Source organism: Idiomarina sp. Sol25, from assembly GCF_033052775.1.
GTDB lineage: Bacteria > Pseudomonadota > Gammaproteobacteria > Enterobacterales > Alteromonadaceae > Idiomarina.
In genome coordinates, this window is record NZ_JAUPEW010000001.1 from 495760 (window position 1) to 511401 (window position 15642).

The window sequence follows — 15642 nt, forward strand, 5'->3', positions numbered from 1 at the left end:
AAAATTTGATATTAAAAGTTTTTTATTTTTCACGACATGAGTCCACTTATTTAAAAAGCTGGTTTTTAGTGTTAACCAACTGACTTAGAATTTCGCAAAGTAAGGACGGTTAGCGGCACAATAATCAACACCGAGCCAACATAAAAGCGGACATCTGGCGTTTCGGTAAAAAATAGCATTCCTAAAACTACCGCGCCGATAAGGCCCGTGTATTCTGCGCTGGTAATTTTATTACTTTCGGCCGCCCGATAAGCAAAAACACATGTACCAGCATAAATCATAGAAAATAGGCTAGAGCCTACAGCTATAAATAATGTGTCTAAATTAAAACTGGCACCTTCAAACCAGGTCAGGCAGGCAGCAACGGGAATACCTAATAAGTTAGTCAAATATAGCGTGTCTATTATGCCATGCTCTGGTGGCAGCTTCTTTATTAATAGATTGTTCAAAGCTAGTGTTGTAGCCACAACCAGAGCAGCCAGCGCAAAAATATTTGCAGATGTTGGGTTAATAATAACCAACACGCCAGTCATACCTAACACGGCTGTGACCAATGACAAGCGTGTAACTCGCTCTTTAAATAATAGCCGCGCCAGCACTACCGTAATAATAGGCGCAGCGTAGAAAATAGCATTGGCTGTTGCTAACGGAAGGGTGGTAAGTGATACCACCATAAAGACAGTACCAAGTAAAAAAATATGCGCCCTTGTGGCGTGCCAGCGAAGTCTTCTCGGCAATAAAGGCCGTTTAAAAAATACGATAAAAGGCAGTAAAATGAGTGCCGCACTAACTTGCCGATATAAAACAAACTGAAAGGGGGCATCAAAACCATCCAGTAATTTTATTAATGAATCTGAGAAAATGACAATATTGTTTCCGACAACCAGCAGGAAAACAGCCATGATTAACGAACGATTCATACTCTTATAGCCCTTGGGGAACGACATGATGACGACTTGGGCGCATTTTACGGAAGGTTTGATATAAAATATAATGATATTAAATAATCATAAGATGAGATTTTTAGATAATGAGCTTGCCGTTCAGAGCGATACAGTATTTTGTCGAAGTGGCTCGCTGTGAGAGTTTCTCTCAAGCGGCTAAGCGTTTGCATGTATCGCAAAGTGCTGTCAGCCACCAAGTAGCACTGCTGGAAGAGTCTCTGGGGGCTCAATTGTTTATTCGACGGGGCAGACAGACTATGTTGAGCGCGCTGGGAGAAAGCTACTTTAACGAGGTAGCCGGAGCTATCAGTACGATTGAAGAGGCTACGGTTAACTTTAAACAAAATGATTCTCGCCAGGTAAGCTTGGCTGTGCATGGCTCATTGGCGGTTAAGTGGTTAATTCCTGCGCTAGATGAGTTTCGCCAACGTTACCCCAATATTGAACTGACTCTACAAATGTTAACGCAGGATGGTAATTTTGATATCCGCTGGGCAGACTGTTTCATTACAACAAAGCCACCGGCTACAGGTTATCAGCGTTATCATTTATACGATGAAACCCTCAAGCCTTATTGCTCAAAAGCACTTTTTTCAGAAGTTAACCGGCTAAAAAGTGCCGATGAGCTGATAAAGTACCCGTTATTGTCGGCAATTAGTGCCTTTGCAAGTGGGAAACCGGGTACCGATTGGCAGCGTTGGTTTGAAAAAGCCAATTTACAGCTCCCTGCAACAGCGAAAGTCCACCATTTTAGCCACTTGTTACTGGCGGCCGAAGCAGCGAAATACGGCCAGGGTATAGCACTGCTTAACGAGTTTATGACAACGGAGCAAGAGCGTGCTGAAAGCTTATTTGAATTACCTTTTCATAGTATTAAAACCGACGATAGCTTTTATTTTGTGTACCCCTCAACGACTGCAAAAAGCCCGGGAGTAGAGGCACTGGGCGATTGGCTGGTGAATCTTTGCCGCGATCGTTCGGGAAGGCCTGCTCTTAGCTGACGCAAAGACGGTGTTTTGGGCTCGAATGACATTACTGAAAGGGTAAAGAAGCCGTTTAAGGCTTCTTCTGCCACTCCCCATCTACTTTAACATAAAGGCCTGACTCAGTCAGTTCAATGGCACGCTTGCCGGCTAATAGCTCGACATCCGCGACAGCAATGTCATTTTCGTTGGCTATTCGTGTATATTCGTTACGACGGGCCTCATTAATTTTTTTCACGATCTGTTCGGCAGTGTCTGTAGATTTGACCACCCCAAGGTAACCGTCGGGTCTCTCACCCACCAGACCTTTTTCTTTGGCTTCACTTAATTGCGTTTTTGCCTGTTGCAAGTCTAATTGCTGAGCTTGTGCCAGCGGGCTTGATAAGCCAATAAAAACAACTAAAACTGCGGTTAGTAAATATTTCATCATTGCATTCCTTTGTCGTTAAAACAGGCCACTGGATTCAGAAATTACATCGTCGAGCGCTTTATCAACTTTAACGTAAATTTCATGTTTTATTTTGACGTTTAGGTTAATAGTAATAGGCTCTTTAGGTGCTGCGACCTGTACCGTCGGGGTACACCCCAGAACGAATAAAGGCACGCTTATTAATAACAATAATCGTTTCATATCATTCCCTGTTTAGTTGATTTTCTGCTGCACTCGTTTACGGATAACATCGTTCAGGCTATTACTTATTTGCAGCCCTTTTATCAATGCGGGCAGGTCTTCCTCTAAGCTTACGTTAAGCTCAACCGGACGTCCATTTTCAAGCTCCGGGTTCGAGCCTTTTAGCTTTATTGCTAAGGTCAATTTACCATTGTCATTGTAATCAACGGTTGTAGACAATTGCCGATAATAGAAGTTACCCAATACGCCTGCCAAAGTCTGTAAGCTGGGGTTACTGCCAGCAAGTTGAACCAGAGCGGATGAATCTACCTGAAGGTGACCACCGGGTGCCAGTGCATCCAGATAACCTCTTTCTATCGTTAAATCGTTAGAATCCCAGTAAACAGGGATGGTTCCTGAAACCTTACCATCTATGGAAATTTTGTTGCTTGGATATTGACGCATGAGTTCACCCAGCGAAATTTTTTCGAACACAACGGGCAGTACAAAGCTGTCGGTTAACGAGTAACTCTGGTTGGGAATGCTTATGCTGCCACCAAGAGCTTTAATGGTGTGACTGGTTAAATCGAGAGTGGATTGCATAGGTTGTTGAAAGGGCAGTTGGGCTCTAAATTCAGCGGTGATTGGCCCCAGTGCAAAACCTTGTTGCACGCTACCAATGTTAAGTTGCGCGTTATTAACCTTAAGTTGTTCGTTATTGGCAGTGAAACCAAAATCAATATTGCTATTAACCACAGATAAGGTATCAAAAACCCAGTCACCTTGTTGAATCTCTAGTTGCCCCTTATCGAGGTGCCAGCGGTTATCATTTATGGAATAAGTGACATCGGTTTGGCCACTAATAGCTGCTTTACTGACAACAAGCTGAGGCGCTAAATTCGTCAGCAGGGTGTCCAGTTGTGGAAGTTGCTGCCAGTTGAATTTGCCAACTTCAATTTTGCTCTTTAGCCGATCAGAATTAATTTGGCTATGGTGTGCCACTTTTATATGGTCACCGAGTACGAGCTCTCCGTCACTTGTCAGTTGCTGTTGTTGATATTGAAATTTACTGTCAAAAACGGCTTCGAGGTTCCGTATCGGTTCGAAATTAATCGCGTTGCTGTGAATGTTAAGGTCAAATTCTGCAAGCGCATTATGAGGTTCGGAGTACGGATAATAAATTTGATTGAAGTTCAGTATGGCTAGGGCGTCGTTGTCGAAAGCATTAAGCTCAATGCGGGTTGGCTTAGTACTGTGGAGTTCGGCAGCTGTGGTCGAGACGGTTCCTGCAAATTGTGAGGTGAGTTTGCTTATCGCCATTGATTGCCCGGCAACAGGAAACTTAATGCTGTCCGCACTTAGTTGTACATAATCGAGATCAAGCGAGTTAAATTGCCATTTTTTTTGTTGTATCGATAACTCAGACGCGAGGCGAATTGTTTTGTTTTTTTCACCTTTAGCTACAGCATTTAGCTTTAGAGGCCAACGAGCTTTATTAACAGCCTGCTGAGCATTAGACAATGAAACGCCCAAGCTGTCGCGGCTGTTGAGCTCCCAGGACAACGACGACAATTGCAGTGGTAGATCGTACTCGATTAACGACGCTAAGTTTTCAGTATCACTATTCAGCTCGAGTCGATAAGACTCCATAATACCCTTACTCAAATTCAGCTGAAGCTCACCTGTTGTCGTTGTGGTAGTGTCGGTCACCTTTATTAAAGTGGGCTGCTTAATCGACACGACAAGCTCGCCCGACAATTCAGCAATAAGACTCTCCAATGTTGCTGACTCAATATAAGGTGAAAGAATACCGTTCCACTTCGCATCAACCGACACTGGTTCGGTTGTTATTTTGTCTGCAAACTGTTGTGCCGCTAAAAGATAACTACCACCGGCTTTAAGCTTCCCTGAGTTGTAGTCATAATTAGCCTGTAACAGGGCGTTGTCGTAGCGAGCTTTCAGTTTTACCTGGTTATCTTGTCGAATAACTCTCACATTAGCGACAAGTGGCTGCTGGCTATTGAGCTCTAACCGCAATTGCTGCTTGTTTATCAGTGAAAGACTTGCAGAGACGCTTTCAGGCAATAGCCGACCTTTCAATTGTAGCGACTTAATATCAATGCGTTCTGGTAATAAAGTCGGCATTTCCATTGAAAGTATCTTTGTGAGGTTTATCGCTGCAGTGGGACTGGTGCCTTCCAATTCGGGTACAGAATCAATTGCTACTTCCAGCCGTTTAATCACAATGTGGCTGGCAGTCAGTTTCTCAAATTCAACTTCCCAGTCAGTAACACCAGCTAATTTCAGTTGCTGGTTTAAATACAAGTAGCCGAACAGTGCTATAGCAAACACAATGAGCAGAAGCGTGAGAAGCATGGAGCTACCAAATGATATTACCCGCCATAGCTTCATTTAGACATTATCCCTTTTAATAAACGATGTTCTTTAATTTATCGCTTTGTCACTGTAGTCAGCACTGATACGCTCTTCAAGATAAAGTCGGGTTAACCGGCCTGGCGTATAGTTAAATTCACTCTACAGCGTCCGGTTAATGGGTGCATAGCCTCCTTAAGCTGTTGAACGCCATGATACCTCAAGCGATCTCTTCCTCCCCATACAAGCGCATCGGCATGCTGAAGACTGAATTTCTGATACTTCTCAGAGCGTTTAAAACCGCCCCACATAAAGGTGATAGGTAACCCAAAAGAAAAGGACACAATGGGCTTTTCAAAGTCCGTCTCATCTTTATCCTGATGGAGTCCCATTTTTGCTCCGGGTAAATAAACGTTGATAAGACAGGCGTCTGGCTGAAAATCGGCAAACCCTGCGAATGTTGCTGCCTCTATTGCTTTGCTTCTAATGAGAGAGGGCATTTTTGGCCAGGCCGCCTTGGTGACTGGGTCGGTCTTTTGGTATCGATAGCCCCCTCTATCACTCAGCCAGCCATACTCGCCGCAGTTACTACTTTTAACCGACATTTTATGCCCGGCAGGTGTTTGCAAATGACGTAAAGGGGAGCGCCTTAAGACACTACGAACCTCAGTTAACAAGGCATCGTCATTTTTAGCTAAAAACTGATGAAACAATATTGCCTGCTCACTGATATTCAAACGCAGCGATTCAGAACCTAAGTTGCCGAATAAATCGAGAGAGGTCATGTCTTTGCTAAAGGTAAGCTCATCAAAAGGCGGTCTTCACCGGGGCCCAAATAATCTTTAACAGCCTCAGTAACACAAAAACCGAACTTTTCATATAAACGAACGGCTGGTTCGTTGTCTGGAGCGACACTGAGATCGAGCCGTTTACACTGCAGGGTTTGAGCCAGGCGTATCGACTGTTGCAACAACTGCTTACCTAAACCTTGCCCCTGGAAATCTTTTCCAATCAGTAAGGACATAAGTGTTACGGCATTATCAGACAGAGGCGCTATAAGACTGTAGCCAGCCACTTTGCCGTCAACTTTTAGCGATAAGAACGTGCTGGGCCACTGCTGCAAAGCCTGGTAGAAAAACAGAGGAGGGTAAGCCTGGTTTGAGTAGAGCTGCTTTTCCATAAAAGCCAACTTCGCAACGTCGTCATAGACTGTATTCGTGATGGTAAATTGGCTTTTCGAACTGTCTGTTGCGGTGAGCGAACCGACGCATAAGCGACAATCTTGCTCTGCGGGGGCTGAAGCTTCCACGTAACGTAGTTTGTGAGACGCTTGTTCGCGGTTACTGGAAACTTGGTATATACGTTCTCTTGAAGTGTTTTTATCAGTCATGAGGTTGTTGTCGGCGCTTTCCGTTAATCATTGGACGAATGAGTTCTATTTTACCTAAATAAGCTGTAATGAATACGGCAATAATGTGAATAATAACAAGCGCGAAAATGATATTGGCGGATATGCCATGCAGTGAGGTTAAAAAGCTGTCCCCATACAGTGCATCGATCTCTTCACGAAGAAAGCCAGTAAAAGCCTGAACTAAAAACAGAACTAGAATAGCAAACACCATCAGGCCACCGAGTGGGTTATGGCCCTGTTCCTGTTTCATTTTTCGTTGTTTTAGCTCATAAAAGTGATTCTTGATACCCGAGAATGAGGGAAAGAAATTTTTGAAGCGCGCATTGGGAGGTCCAATAAAACCCCAGACAATACGTAGCATAACCAAAGCTGCGGCAGTGTAACCTACAGCTTGGTGGATGCTGCTGCCATGCTCTAGGAAAAAATAGTTCAGACAAAAACACAGTACCAACAACCAATGGAAAGCTCTGATAAATTTATCCCAAATAATCATTGGCACTGCCTTCTTGCTGAGTTACTCGGTTTCTTGCTTAACAATACTGCCATCTACAGGATTAAAGTAAATTTCAACTTTCTGTTTGTTCTGGTTAAATCCGTAAATTTCATAACAGTTTCCGTCAGTTACTTTAAACTCGCTTATTTCATAACCTTGTTCTTTTAACGAATCTTGAAACTGCTCCTGCTCTAACCAGTTTTCTTTAGGCTCCATGGTGCACTGTGTCATACCTGACTCAGGGCTGCCGCAAGCCGACAAAAATAGACCGGTAGCCGCAATAGCTGATAATTTAAGAAGTTGGTTCTTCATAAGACCTCCATTTTGAATAAAACTTAGAATCAAATGTAGCAACTTCAACCGAATAAGGCTAACGCTCTGTTTACATTAAAATGGTAAAACCCAGCTCAACCATACAAAGTCCAGCCCGTCATTCGGGCGTTTGATATCGGCATTAGAGTAGTGGGTATACCCTAAAGTTACTCGTGCATCAGAACTTTGACTGTATTGCCACGAGAGTGACACCCGGTCTTCAAACTGAAACTGGGTAGATAACCGACGATTACCTATCTGAGTTTTATCAAAGTAGCTGCCGCCAATACCCGTTTCAACGAATAAGGGGCGTTTGTTTCCGGCTATTTGCCAGGAGAGAATAGGGCTAATGGTAAAAGCGGTAATGTTGTCCGCTGTGTTATTTGAATCCTGCCAGTGATTTAAAGCAGCTTCTAAATGAAGATCGGGTGAGCCTAACCAGGTGGGCATTTCTACCGGCAGATTGGTAATCCTATAACCCGCTTTTATGCCGCGTAACTGGTCTGTGGAATAGGCTCCAGCAACGTGAACCTCGTCTGCAAAAGATGAAAAACTCGATATTATTAGTACAACCAGTGATGCTCTTAACCACATATCACTCTCCAATAACCAAAAAGGGGCGATATTTTACATACAAACATGAATGTATGTAAAATGGAAAATGAGCTTTGGTTAACTGACTGCGCGTTTTTTAGTCTTTATTCAAGAAATTATCATTTGCAGCCACTTTATAAACGCAACCAGGGCTACTGGCTGCCTCTGTCGTTTGCGATAAAAGATGCTCAGTGGATACTGACAGGGCTGTGCGGAGTCGTTATAGACTTTTAAATTAGACAGTCCGGGCGTAATAAGACTACTGTCAATTAAGGCCATGGCTTGTTCGGCGGACGATAAGTCCAGTGACATTTGTACATCATTGCAATGAATAATACGTGTGGATTTCAATTGTTGACTGTAGGTCTTTAACATTGCCTGATGATCAGGGTTTTCAGGGTTTATTAACCAGGGCAGCTGGAAAGGTGAGTCATTGGTCTTAATGGTAGAAACCGGGACCATTTGATTTTTCTGTAGCACAATGGACTGAATGTGCTTATCTGTGACCTTTCCATAACCAATGGCAAGATCCCAGCTTTGATGTTGTATTGCTGAAGCCATTTCTGCGGCGCTTTCATTAAAAAAGTACTCATTACAACGACTAAAGCTAAGTTGAATGTGCGGATACAGAGAATGAAAGTCGGCAAGTTTTGCCGCTAACCAAAAGCGCAGTCGCTCAGAACTGATTGCGACGTTTAACTGGGTTGTTGTATTGTCACTGAGGTTTCGGGTGCGCTCAATGGTACGCTCCAGTTGCTCAAATATTTGCTCAATTTGAGGGGCTAATTCCAGACCGACAGGAGTGAGCGAGTGAACCCGGTTGTCTCGCTGGAATAAACGGACTTCGAGCTGTTCTTCAAGGGTTTGTATTTGTCGGGTGACCGCAGATTGAGTTACCCCAAGCTCTTGCGAGGCTTGTTTAAAAGAGCCACTTCGGGCGGCGACATCAAACACTCTCAATGCATTTAATGAGGGGAGTTTAGTGCTTTTCATGTTGATTAATAGTAATCTGTAATTAATAAAAAGTAACTTTGATTCTGGCATCTAAAGTTGATTTGCGCAATAAGGAGTTTGTGTTGTCTTACTGGAGTGAGTTTTTAACTATTGCTTTGATCCACCTGTTTGCGGTCGCGAGCCCGGGACCCGATTTTGCGGTGGTTTCACGCTACAGCCTGAGTTTTGGTCGCAAGGCTGGTTATTGGGTGAGTTTAGGTGTGGCATCAGGAATCATTATTCATGTTACTTATTCTCTTATTGGTGTGGCGCTGATTATCCACCAGACCGACTGGCTCTATCAGACTCTACTTTGTGCCGGCGCATTGTATTTAGGCTTCATTGGAACTCAGGCCATTAAAGCTAAACCCAGAAAGGATATGTCCGATAGTGAATTGGCTGCTACCCAGCCGCGTAAGCGGAAAGCTTTTATTGTTGGTTTTATTACTAATGGCTTAAATGTTAAAGCGACAATTTTCTTTTTGACCTTATTTACCACTATTATTGCTCCGGAAACTCCTTTTGCTATCCAGTTTGGTTACGGTATTTATCTAATTGTTGCGACCGGCCTATGGTTTTTATTTCTCACCTGGTTGCTGACCCAACCACGTATTTTTAAAACACTCTGGCACTACAGTCATTGGGTCGACCGTACCATGGGAGTCGCTCTTATTTTATTATCGCTAAAATTATTATGGGAATGGGCAAACCTGATAGAGCTTATCTGATAAGGCGTTTCAGGTTATACTGGTTGCAGTTACCGAAGAAGAGATGAGAACAGCTCACTATGCAGTTATTTGTGAATGATTTGACCGTTATTGATTGCTCTTACTTATGCCCGGAAAGGGGGGTAGTTGGTGAAAGCTGGATTGTCGATATCGTGCTGGATGGCGCGTTAAATGAACAATCTATGGTGCTCGACTTCGGTCGGGTGAAAAAGCAAGTTAAAGCCATTATCGATAATTCGGTTGACCATAAATTGGTTGTACCGGCCGAGCATTCGTATACAAAAGTAACGCACAACTCTGACGACAGCGCTAACTGGGTCGATTTTCTGCGCCCGGAACAAGGTTCTATTCATTTGTTTTGCCCGGCCGATGCCTTTGCCTTTATCGATGCCGATGTTGTTTCCATGGAGACAGTAACGGACTATTTGAAAGCCGTTATAAAGCGCGAATTACCGGTTAATGTCGAAGGTCTGCAGCTGTTTCTGAGACCAGAAAATATCGATGGCTTTTATTATCACTACACACATGGCTTGAAAAAGCACGACGGTAATTGCCAGCGTATTGCTCACGGTCATCGTTCAAAAATTCAAATTCGACTGGATAACATTCGCCAACCGGTGTTGGAAAAAGAATGGTCAGATAAGTGGGAAGACATTTATTTAGGCACTACCGAAGACGTCCGTTCAAGGACAGAACTGACGCTGTCCGAGCCAGCAACGTCTGCAACCAGCGACTTAACTCACACCTATTACAGCTATGTTGCGGACCAGGGGCTGTTTGAGCTTATTGTTCCGAATGCAGAGAACTTTGTTATAGAGACAGACTCAACAGTGGAGTGCATTGCGGATTTTCTGGCAGCAGAAATTAAATCTAAGCATGCGGGTCAGGCTGTAGAGGTTCGCGCCTTTGAAGGGGTAGGAAAAGGAGCAATAGCCTATGCGTAAAATGATTGTTGCCGCTGCTTTAGCGCTGTGTTCGGTGAATGTGGCCTCGGCCGATGTATCTTTGCCGTTAGAAATAAAGGGCTCATTGACTCAGGGGGCTTTAATTCTCGCTAAGTCTGAACCCGGTGTTACCGCAACACTGAATGGCGAAGCTCTGCAGGTAACGGAGCAGGGTTATATTGTTTTTGGTTTTCCGCGCAAGGCTGAGTTAGAAAACACCTTAGTTGTTAGTAAAGGCGAGAAAACTATCACTAAAGAACTCAAGCTAGAGCCTCGTGAATACAAGATTGACCGTGTCGATGGCGTACCGCAAAAAACCGTTACACCAGACCCGGAGCAAGTAAAACGAGCCAGAAAAGAAGCGGAAAAGGTTTGGCTGGCCAGACAAAAAGAAACCACACGAACGGACTTTTTGACTGTAATTACTAAGCCCGCCGAAGGCCGCATTAGTGGTGTTTACGGTAGTCAGCGAATTTTTAATGGCGAGCCCCGTAATCCGCATTATGGGGAAGATATTGCAGGGCCAACAGGAACTCCCGTTAAAGCGCCGTGGCCGGGTGAGGTTGTTCTGGCTGAACCTGATTTATTTTACTCAGGCGGTACCATCATTATTGAGCATGGCTATAAAGTGAACACAACCTATTTGCACCTGAGTGAACTGCATGTCGAGGTTGGTGACAAAGTTGAGCAGGGCGACTCAATTGGTGCTATAGGTGCCACAGGCCGTGCTACAGGACCTCACCTGGACTGGCGGGTTAACTGGGGAAATGAACGGTTAGATCCGGCCTTACTCCCCCAGCTTTATCAGGATTAACCGGAAGGCGTTAACCAGCCTTTCAGCTTATCTGGTTGTTCTACGCTTAAAACATAGCTACTTTTAGCGGGCTCTTGCCAGGTAAGCTCCAGTGTCATTAGCTCGTCGCGGCGAAACGCATGAATCGTCACCGTATCTCCGGGAATATAGCGCTCCAGAATTCGTTTAACCGACTGCTCGGTTACCTGCAAATGGTCAATTGCGATGATTTTGTCGCCTGCAGAAAGACCTGCGTGATAAGCGCTTTCATCATGATACACGTTAAGAACGTCAAGACCCTGCGATGACGCTTTGTACTTAGCTCCAAAGTTTACACGCGCAGGGTGTTCCGAAGCTTTTCCACCAACGCTGTTATCATCAACGGGCACCTGTTTTTGAACCATAACGCCAAAGTTTTGCAGTAACGTCACAAGCGACAGCGATTCCTTGTTGTATAAGGCGTCTTTCAAAAAGTCGGAAACATCGATGCCGGGATACTGATTTAGCCAGTTAATAACCGTGTCGTCGGCTGTGCCAATGGATGTTTTACCAAACTCATGCCAAAGCTCTTTCATGACTCTTGCAAGCGTCAATTTATGGTTGGATTGCAGACGTAACATGAGGTCGAGGCTAAGCGCAATTAAAGCACCTTTCGCGTAATAGCTGACAATGCTGTTCGGCGCATTTTCATTTTGCTGATAAAACTTAGTCCAGGCCAGAAAGCTCGACTCTGTCACACTTTGTTGATATTGCCCGGCACCACGCTCAACCCGCGATAGGGTGTCGCCCAAGAGCTTTAAATAACGCTTTTCATCAATAATGCCGCTGGTGTGCAGAAGGTAGTCGTCAAAGTAGGACGTCATACCTTCGTAGAACCAGAGTTGCTCAGTGTACGACTCTTTCTCCAACTGATAAGGAAGAAAAGCCTGTGGTTTCAGAGTTTTTATGTTCCAGCTGTGGAAGTATTCGTGACAACACAAACTCAAAAAGGTCTGATAGTCATCATTCATTTCGTATTGATGAGCGCTGATTAGATCTTTACGGCTGCAAAGCAGTGCGGTTGAGTTTCTGTGCTCCAGTCCGCCAAAGCCATTTCCTACCACCATAGTCAGGAAGGTATAAGACTGAAAAGGTGCTTCTTCAAACAGACTAATTTGAGTTTCGCAAATTTTTGCTAAATCGGCGGTTATACGCGAGGTGTCAGCATTATGGCGGCCGCTTAAAACCAGAGAATGCTTAATGCCGTGAGCAATAAACTCCTCAATGGTTAAGTCTCCAATTAAAAAAGGGTAATCGATTAACGCATCATAATTATCAGCCAGGAAGCTTCCCCAGGAATGTGCTTGTCCATTTTTCCGGGGCATTCCGGTTGCGACCTTCCAATGTGGGGCTTGTGGTGGCACATGCAAATGCAGTTCACAGGGAAGGTCAGTTTGACCCTCTACGGCAAGGCACAGGCTGGTATTATTAAAGAAGCCCTGAAACTGATCCAGATAAGCCGAGCGAACAGATAAGTCCCAGGCGTATACCTGATAGTGAACAGTAACAGGATGTTTTGAGCGATCCAGTTGCCAGCGATTCTTACTTACTTGCTCAACCGCCAGAGGATGGCCGTTACTTTCGGCGTGCAAGCCGACAATGTGCTTACTAAAATCCCGTATTAAATAACTGCCCGGAATCCAGTTAGGTAACCAGAGCTCCTGCTTATCGTTAGTTTGCTCAATAGTGAGAGCGACATTAAATAAATGCCCATGTAAATCGATGGGTGTTATATCGTAAGCAATCAAGAGGTTCTCCTTTGCTTGACACAGCCTGACAACTAGCGATCATAGTAACATATTGATTCATCGCAAAGAGACCCCTATGCCAAGCAAAATTTCGCAGCTCGTCACAGGCCAGAAAATAGAAGTTCAAGTGTCCAATTCGAACGTTCCTGCTCGGTTTTATTCGGACTTTATCGGCGCCGTTAACGAGCGCTGGGTTATCGTTAATATGCCCGATGCGCGTAAATACAGCGAGATGCGAGATCTTTTGCAGGAGAAAACCCCGGTTATTGTCCGTTTTGTTCTGGAAAACGAAAATGGCGAAATTTGTGCGTTTCGCAGTGAAATAAGTTATGTCATCTCTCACCCAACCAAGATGCTTTTTATTACGTGGCCAAATCAGGTTGAGCATCGAGTTATTAGGAAAGGGCGCAGGTTTGACGCCTTTTTACCTGCTTCAGTTTCAGGGCAGTCAATAAAAGGTGAGGAGAAGACTTTCAGAGGGCACGTGCTGGATGTATCAGAAAGTGGGTGCCGCCTTAAGCATGAGAAGCCAAAAGGTAACATAGACGAACTTTGGGAAAATGGCAGCAAAATTGCTCTTAAAATAGAACAGAAAAATAATGGTGACTTAACCCTTAAAGCTATAGTCCGGCAAATAAAGCCAGTAGACGACCAGCTTGAGTTGGGTGTGCAATTTATGGGGAACCAGAAAAACGAGGTTAATTCACTTTTTTCCGGAAGTCTGGTGGATATTGACGAATTATCGCGTTTAGAGTCCTCAGTCTAATGGAAAAACCGATAAAAACTCAGTGGCAATTATTGATGGATAACCGGAATCGATTTTTCTGGTTACTGCAGGCGGGAGGCTGGATAGGTTATGCGTTGGTGAACTACATAGGGTCACTAATGCATGAAATGCGGGATATTTACACCCTCATTATTATTTTAGGTGCTTATGCTGGCTTTTTAAGTACCATTCCGCTCCGCTACTTGTATCGGCGTATATGGGAGTTTCCTCCGGCGTTGATGGTCTTAATTGCCATTGTGGCTTCTTATATTACCGCTGTAGCCTGGGCCATTGTCGATAACGCAACGTACTGGGAAATTTATAAATTTGGTTTTCGCCCGGATAGCCCATTTTTCTATTTGAAAAACAGTTTGGCTAAGTTCTACATCATTCTTAGCTGGAGCGGGCTTTACTTTGGTATTAAATATTATCAAATGCTGCAGGAGGAGAAGCAAAAAGCGTTACTGGCTTCATCTATGGCGCACCAGGCGCAGTTGAAAATGCTACGGTATCAGCTGAACCCGCATTTTTTATTTAATACCTTAAACGCAATTTCTACGCTTATTTTGCTAAAAGAGAATGAGAAAGCCAATTTGATGGTGAATAAACTGAGCCACTTCCTGCGCTTCTCTTTAGATAACGAACCAATTAAAAAAGTGACCCTGGAAAAAGAAGTGGACGCGCTGCTTTTGTACTTGGATATTGAAAAAGTACGTTTTGATGAAATGCTTGAAATTGATATTCATTTGTCAGATGAAACCAAGAGCGCCCTGGTACCTAGTTTAATTTGTCAGCCCTTAATTGAGAACTCAATTAAGTACGCCATTTCAAACGTAGAAGGGGTGGGGAAAATCAGAGTTCGTTCCTGGTCAGAAAGAGATAACCTGATTCTTGAGGTGTGTGATAATGGTCCGAAAATAGAAACAGACCCGGAAAAGCTATTTCGCAAGGACGGTGTCGGGCTTAATAACACTCGTCAAAGGCTTAAGTCCTTATACGGTAAGCAGTATCGCTTTGAAATGTTAAAGGGCGCTGAAAGCGGCCTTTGTGTTCGTATTACCATTCCGATGGAAATGTTGGAGAGTCAAAGATGAATCGATTGAAAACTCTGGTTATTGACGATGAGCCCCTCGCCAGAAAGGGCTTGGCTATTCGTTTACAGGAGTTTGAACAACTGCAGTTAATGCCTGAGTGCAAAAGCAGCAGAGAAGCGGTCGATGTCATTATCGAAAACAAACCTGATCTAATTTTTCTCGATATACAAATGCCTGGGCTTAATGGTTTCGAAGTATTAAAAGCCATTCAGGAAAAAGGGCATGAGTTGCCAACCGTGGTTTTTGTGACAGCTTATGACACATACGCTATCAAAGCCTTTGAGGTCAGGGCGTTAGATTATTTGCTGAAGCCCGTTGATGATAACCGCTTAGCAGAATGTGTTAATCGCGTTATAAGTGAACAGCAGACAGTTAACGACGAGCATCAGGATAAACTCATTAGTTTAGTTGCAGAAATCACTGGACAGGATACTCAAACGCTATTGGAGAAACTGGCATCGGGCGAAAATATCACCGCAGACCAATACCCGGACTATATCGCCATAAAGGACAGCGGTGAAATAACACGTGTTGCGGTCAAAGACATTAAGTGGATTGATGCTGCCGGAGATTACATGTGCATTCATGCTGGTGATGACACCCATATTCTGCGACGCACAATGAAAGAACTGGAACAAGATTTAAACCCTAAACTGTTTCAGCGGGTTCATCGCTCGGCCATTGTTAATATCAAGCAGGTTGAAAAGCTCTGTAACCAACAAAATGGCGAATATCATTTACAATTAAAAAATGGTCAAAAACTGAAAGTAAGTCGTAGTTATAAAGACCGTATTAAACAACTTATTCTGAGCTAATC

18 protein-coding genes are annotated in these 15642 nt (G+C 44.0%); 7 read left to right on the top strand and 11 right to left on the bottom strand.

The features are described 5' to 3' along the window. Positions 1 to 71: 71 nt before the first annotated feature. Complete coding sequence (locus Q5L94_RS02435) at positions 72 to 920, bottom strand: DMT family transporter (RefSeq protein ID WP_317496891.1); 849 nt, start codon at positions 918 to 920, stop codon at positions 72 to 74. A gap of 110 nt (positions 921 to 1030) precedes the next feature. Between Q5L94_RS02435 and Q5L94_RS02440 the strand changes: the two genes are divergently transcribed. Further along, on the top strand, positions 1031 to 1945 hold the full coding sequence (locus tag Q5L94_RS02440; RefSeq protein WP_317496892.1) for a LysR substrate-binding domain-containing protein: 915 nt from the start codon (positions 1031 to 1033) through the stop codon (positions 1943 to 1945). Positions 1946 to 2000: 55 nt separating this feature from the next. On the opposite strand, the gene Q5L94_RS02445 is transcribed toward Q5L94_RS02440, so the two are convergent. The 9 genes from Q5L94_RS02445 to Q5L94_RS02485 form a co-directional block, all read right to left on the bottom strand. After that, entirely contained in the window at positions 2001 to 2357 is a 357-nt protein-coding gene (locus Q5L94_RS02445) for a YdbL family protein (RefSeq protein ID WP_317496893.1), read from the bottom strand. Positions 2358 to 2372: 15 nt separating this feature from the next. Next, a complete protein-coding gene (locus Q5L94_RS02450) occupies positions 2373 to 2558 on the bottom strand; it encodes a YnbE family lipoprotein (protein WP_011234492.1) in 186 nt (61 codons plus the stop codon). A gap of 12 nt (positions 2559 to 2570) precedes the next feature. Beyond that, positions 2571 to 4949, bottom strand: coding sequence for a YdbH domain-containing protein (locus Q5L94_RS02455; RefSeq protein WP_317496894.1), 2379 nt, complete (start codon positions 4947 to 4949; stop codon positions 2571 to 2573). 92 nt (positions 4950 to 5041) lie between these two features. Beyond that, positions 5042 to 5695 carry a DNA oxidative demethylase AlkB gene (alkB, locus tag Q5L94_RS02460; protein ID WP_317496895.1) on the bottom strand — a complete coding sequence of 218 codons (654 nt, stop codon included), beginning with the start codon at positions 5693 to 5695 and terminating at the stop codon, positions 5042 to 5044. After that, entirely contained in the window at positions 5692 to 6300 is a 609-nt protein-coding gene (locus Q5L94_RS02465) for a GNAT family N-acetyltransferase (RefSeq protein ID WP_317496896.1), read from the bottom strand. The genes alkB and Q5L94_RS02465 overlap by 4 nt, the downstream gene beginning before the upstream one ends. Then, positions 6293 to 6814, bottom strand: coding sequence for a cytochrome b/b6 domain-containing protein (locus Q5L94_RS02470; protein WP_317496897.1), 522 nt, complete (start codon positions 6812 to 6814; stop codon positions 6293 to 6295). The genes Q5L94_RS02465 and Q5L94_RS02470 overlap by 8 nt, the downstream gene beginning before the upstream one ends. Positions 6815 to 6835: 21 nt before the next feature. Continuing rightward, positions 6836 to 7126 carry a PepSY domain-containing protein gene (locus Q5L94_RS02475; RefSeq protein WP_317496898.1) on the bottom strand — a complete coding sequence of 97 codons (291 nt, stop codon included), beginning with the start codon at positions 7124 to 7126 and terminating at the stop codon, positions 6836 to 6838. Between the two features lie 75 nt (positions 7127 to 7201). After that, on the bottom strand, positions 7202 to 7720 hold the full coding sequence (locus tag Q5L94_RS02480; protein ID WP_317496899.1) for an acyloxyacyl hydrolase: 519 nt from the start codon (positions 7718 to 7720) through the stop codon (positions 7202 to 7204). Between the two features lie 108 nt (positions 7721 to 7828). After that, positions 7829 to 8713, bottom strand: coding sequence for a LysR family transcriptional regulator (locus Q5L94_RS02485; protein WP_317496900.1), 885 nt, complete (start codon positions 8711 to 8713; stop codon positions 7829 to 7831). An 80-nt stretch (positions 8714 to 8793) separates the two neighbouring features. Between Q5L94_RS02485 and Q5L94_RS02490 the strand changes: the two genes are divergently transcribed. From Q5L94_RS02490 to Q5L94_RS02500, 3 genes are read left to right on the top strand one after another with little or no spacing between them, the layout of a single operon-like run. Beyond that, the gene (locus Q5L94_RS02490; RefSeq protein WP_317497195.1) at positions 8794 to 9441 is read left to right on the top strand and encodes a LysE family translocator; all 648 of its coding nucleotides are present in this window, start codon (positions 8794 to 8796) and stop codon (positions 9439 to 9441) included. 59 nt (positions 9442 to 9500) lie between these two features. Continuing rightward, positions 9501 to 10385 carry a 6-carboxytetrahydropterin synthase gene (locus tag Q5L94_RS02495; RefSeq protein ID WP_317496901.1) on the top strand — a complete coding sequence of 295 codons (885 nt, stop codon included), beginning with the start codon at positions 9501 to 9503 and terminating at the stop codon, positions 10383 to 10385. After that, positions 10378 to 11199 (top strand): M23 family metallopeptidase, encoded by an 822-nt coding sequence (locus tag Q5L94_RS02500; RefSeq protein ID WP_317496902.1) that lies wholly within the window; start codon positions 10378 to 10380, stop codon positions 11197 to 11199. Before Q5L94_RS02495 ends, Q5L94_RS02500 begins: the two co-directional genes overlap by 8 nt. Here the strand turns inward: Q5L94_RS02500 and Q5L94_RS02505 are convergent. Then, positions 11196 to 12965, bottom strand: a complete 1770-nt coding sequence (locus tag Q5L94_RS02505; RefSeq protein ID WP_317496903.1) for a M61 family metallopeptidase — start codon at positions 12963 to 12965, stop codon at positions 11196 to 11198. The two genes, Q5L94_RS02500 and Q5L94_RS02505, sit on opposite strands and share 4 nt — an antisense overlap. A gap of 76 nt (positions 12966 to 13041) precedes the next feature. Between Q5L94_RS02505 and Q5L94_RS02510 the strand changes: the two genes are divergently transcribed. Genes Q5L94_RS02510 through Q5L94_RS02520 form a run of 3 tightly spaced genes read left to right on the top strand, consistent with a single transcriptional unit; the run spans position 13042 to position 15640 of the window. Then, positions 13042 to 13731 (top strand): flagellar brake protein, encoded by a 690-nt coding sequence (locus Q5L94_RS02510; RefSeq protein ID WP_317496904.1) that lies wholly within the window; start codon positions 13042 to 13044, stop codon positions 13729 to 13731. Beyond that, on the top strand, positions 13731 to 14825 hold the full coding sequence (locus tag Q5L94_RS02515; protein ID WP_317496905.1) for a sensor histidine kinase: 1095 nt from the start codon (positions 13731 to 13733) through the stop codon (positions 14823 to 14825). Before Q5L94_RS02510 ends, Q5L94_RS02515 begins: the two co-directional genes overlap by 1 nt. Then, on the top strand, positions 14822 to 15640 hold the full coding sequence (locus tag Q5L94_RS02520) for a LytTR family DNA-binding domain-containing protein (protein WP_317496906.1): 819 nt from the start codon (positions 14822 to 14824) through the stop codon (positions 15638 to 15640). The genes Q5L94_RS02515 and Q5L94_RS02520 overlap by 4 nt, the downstream gene beginning before the upstream one ends. Positions 15641 to 15642 lie beyond the last annotated feature (2 nt).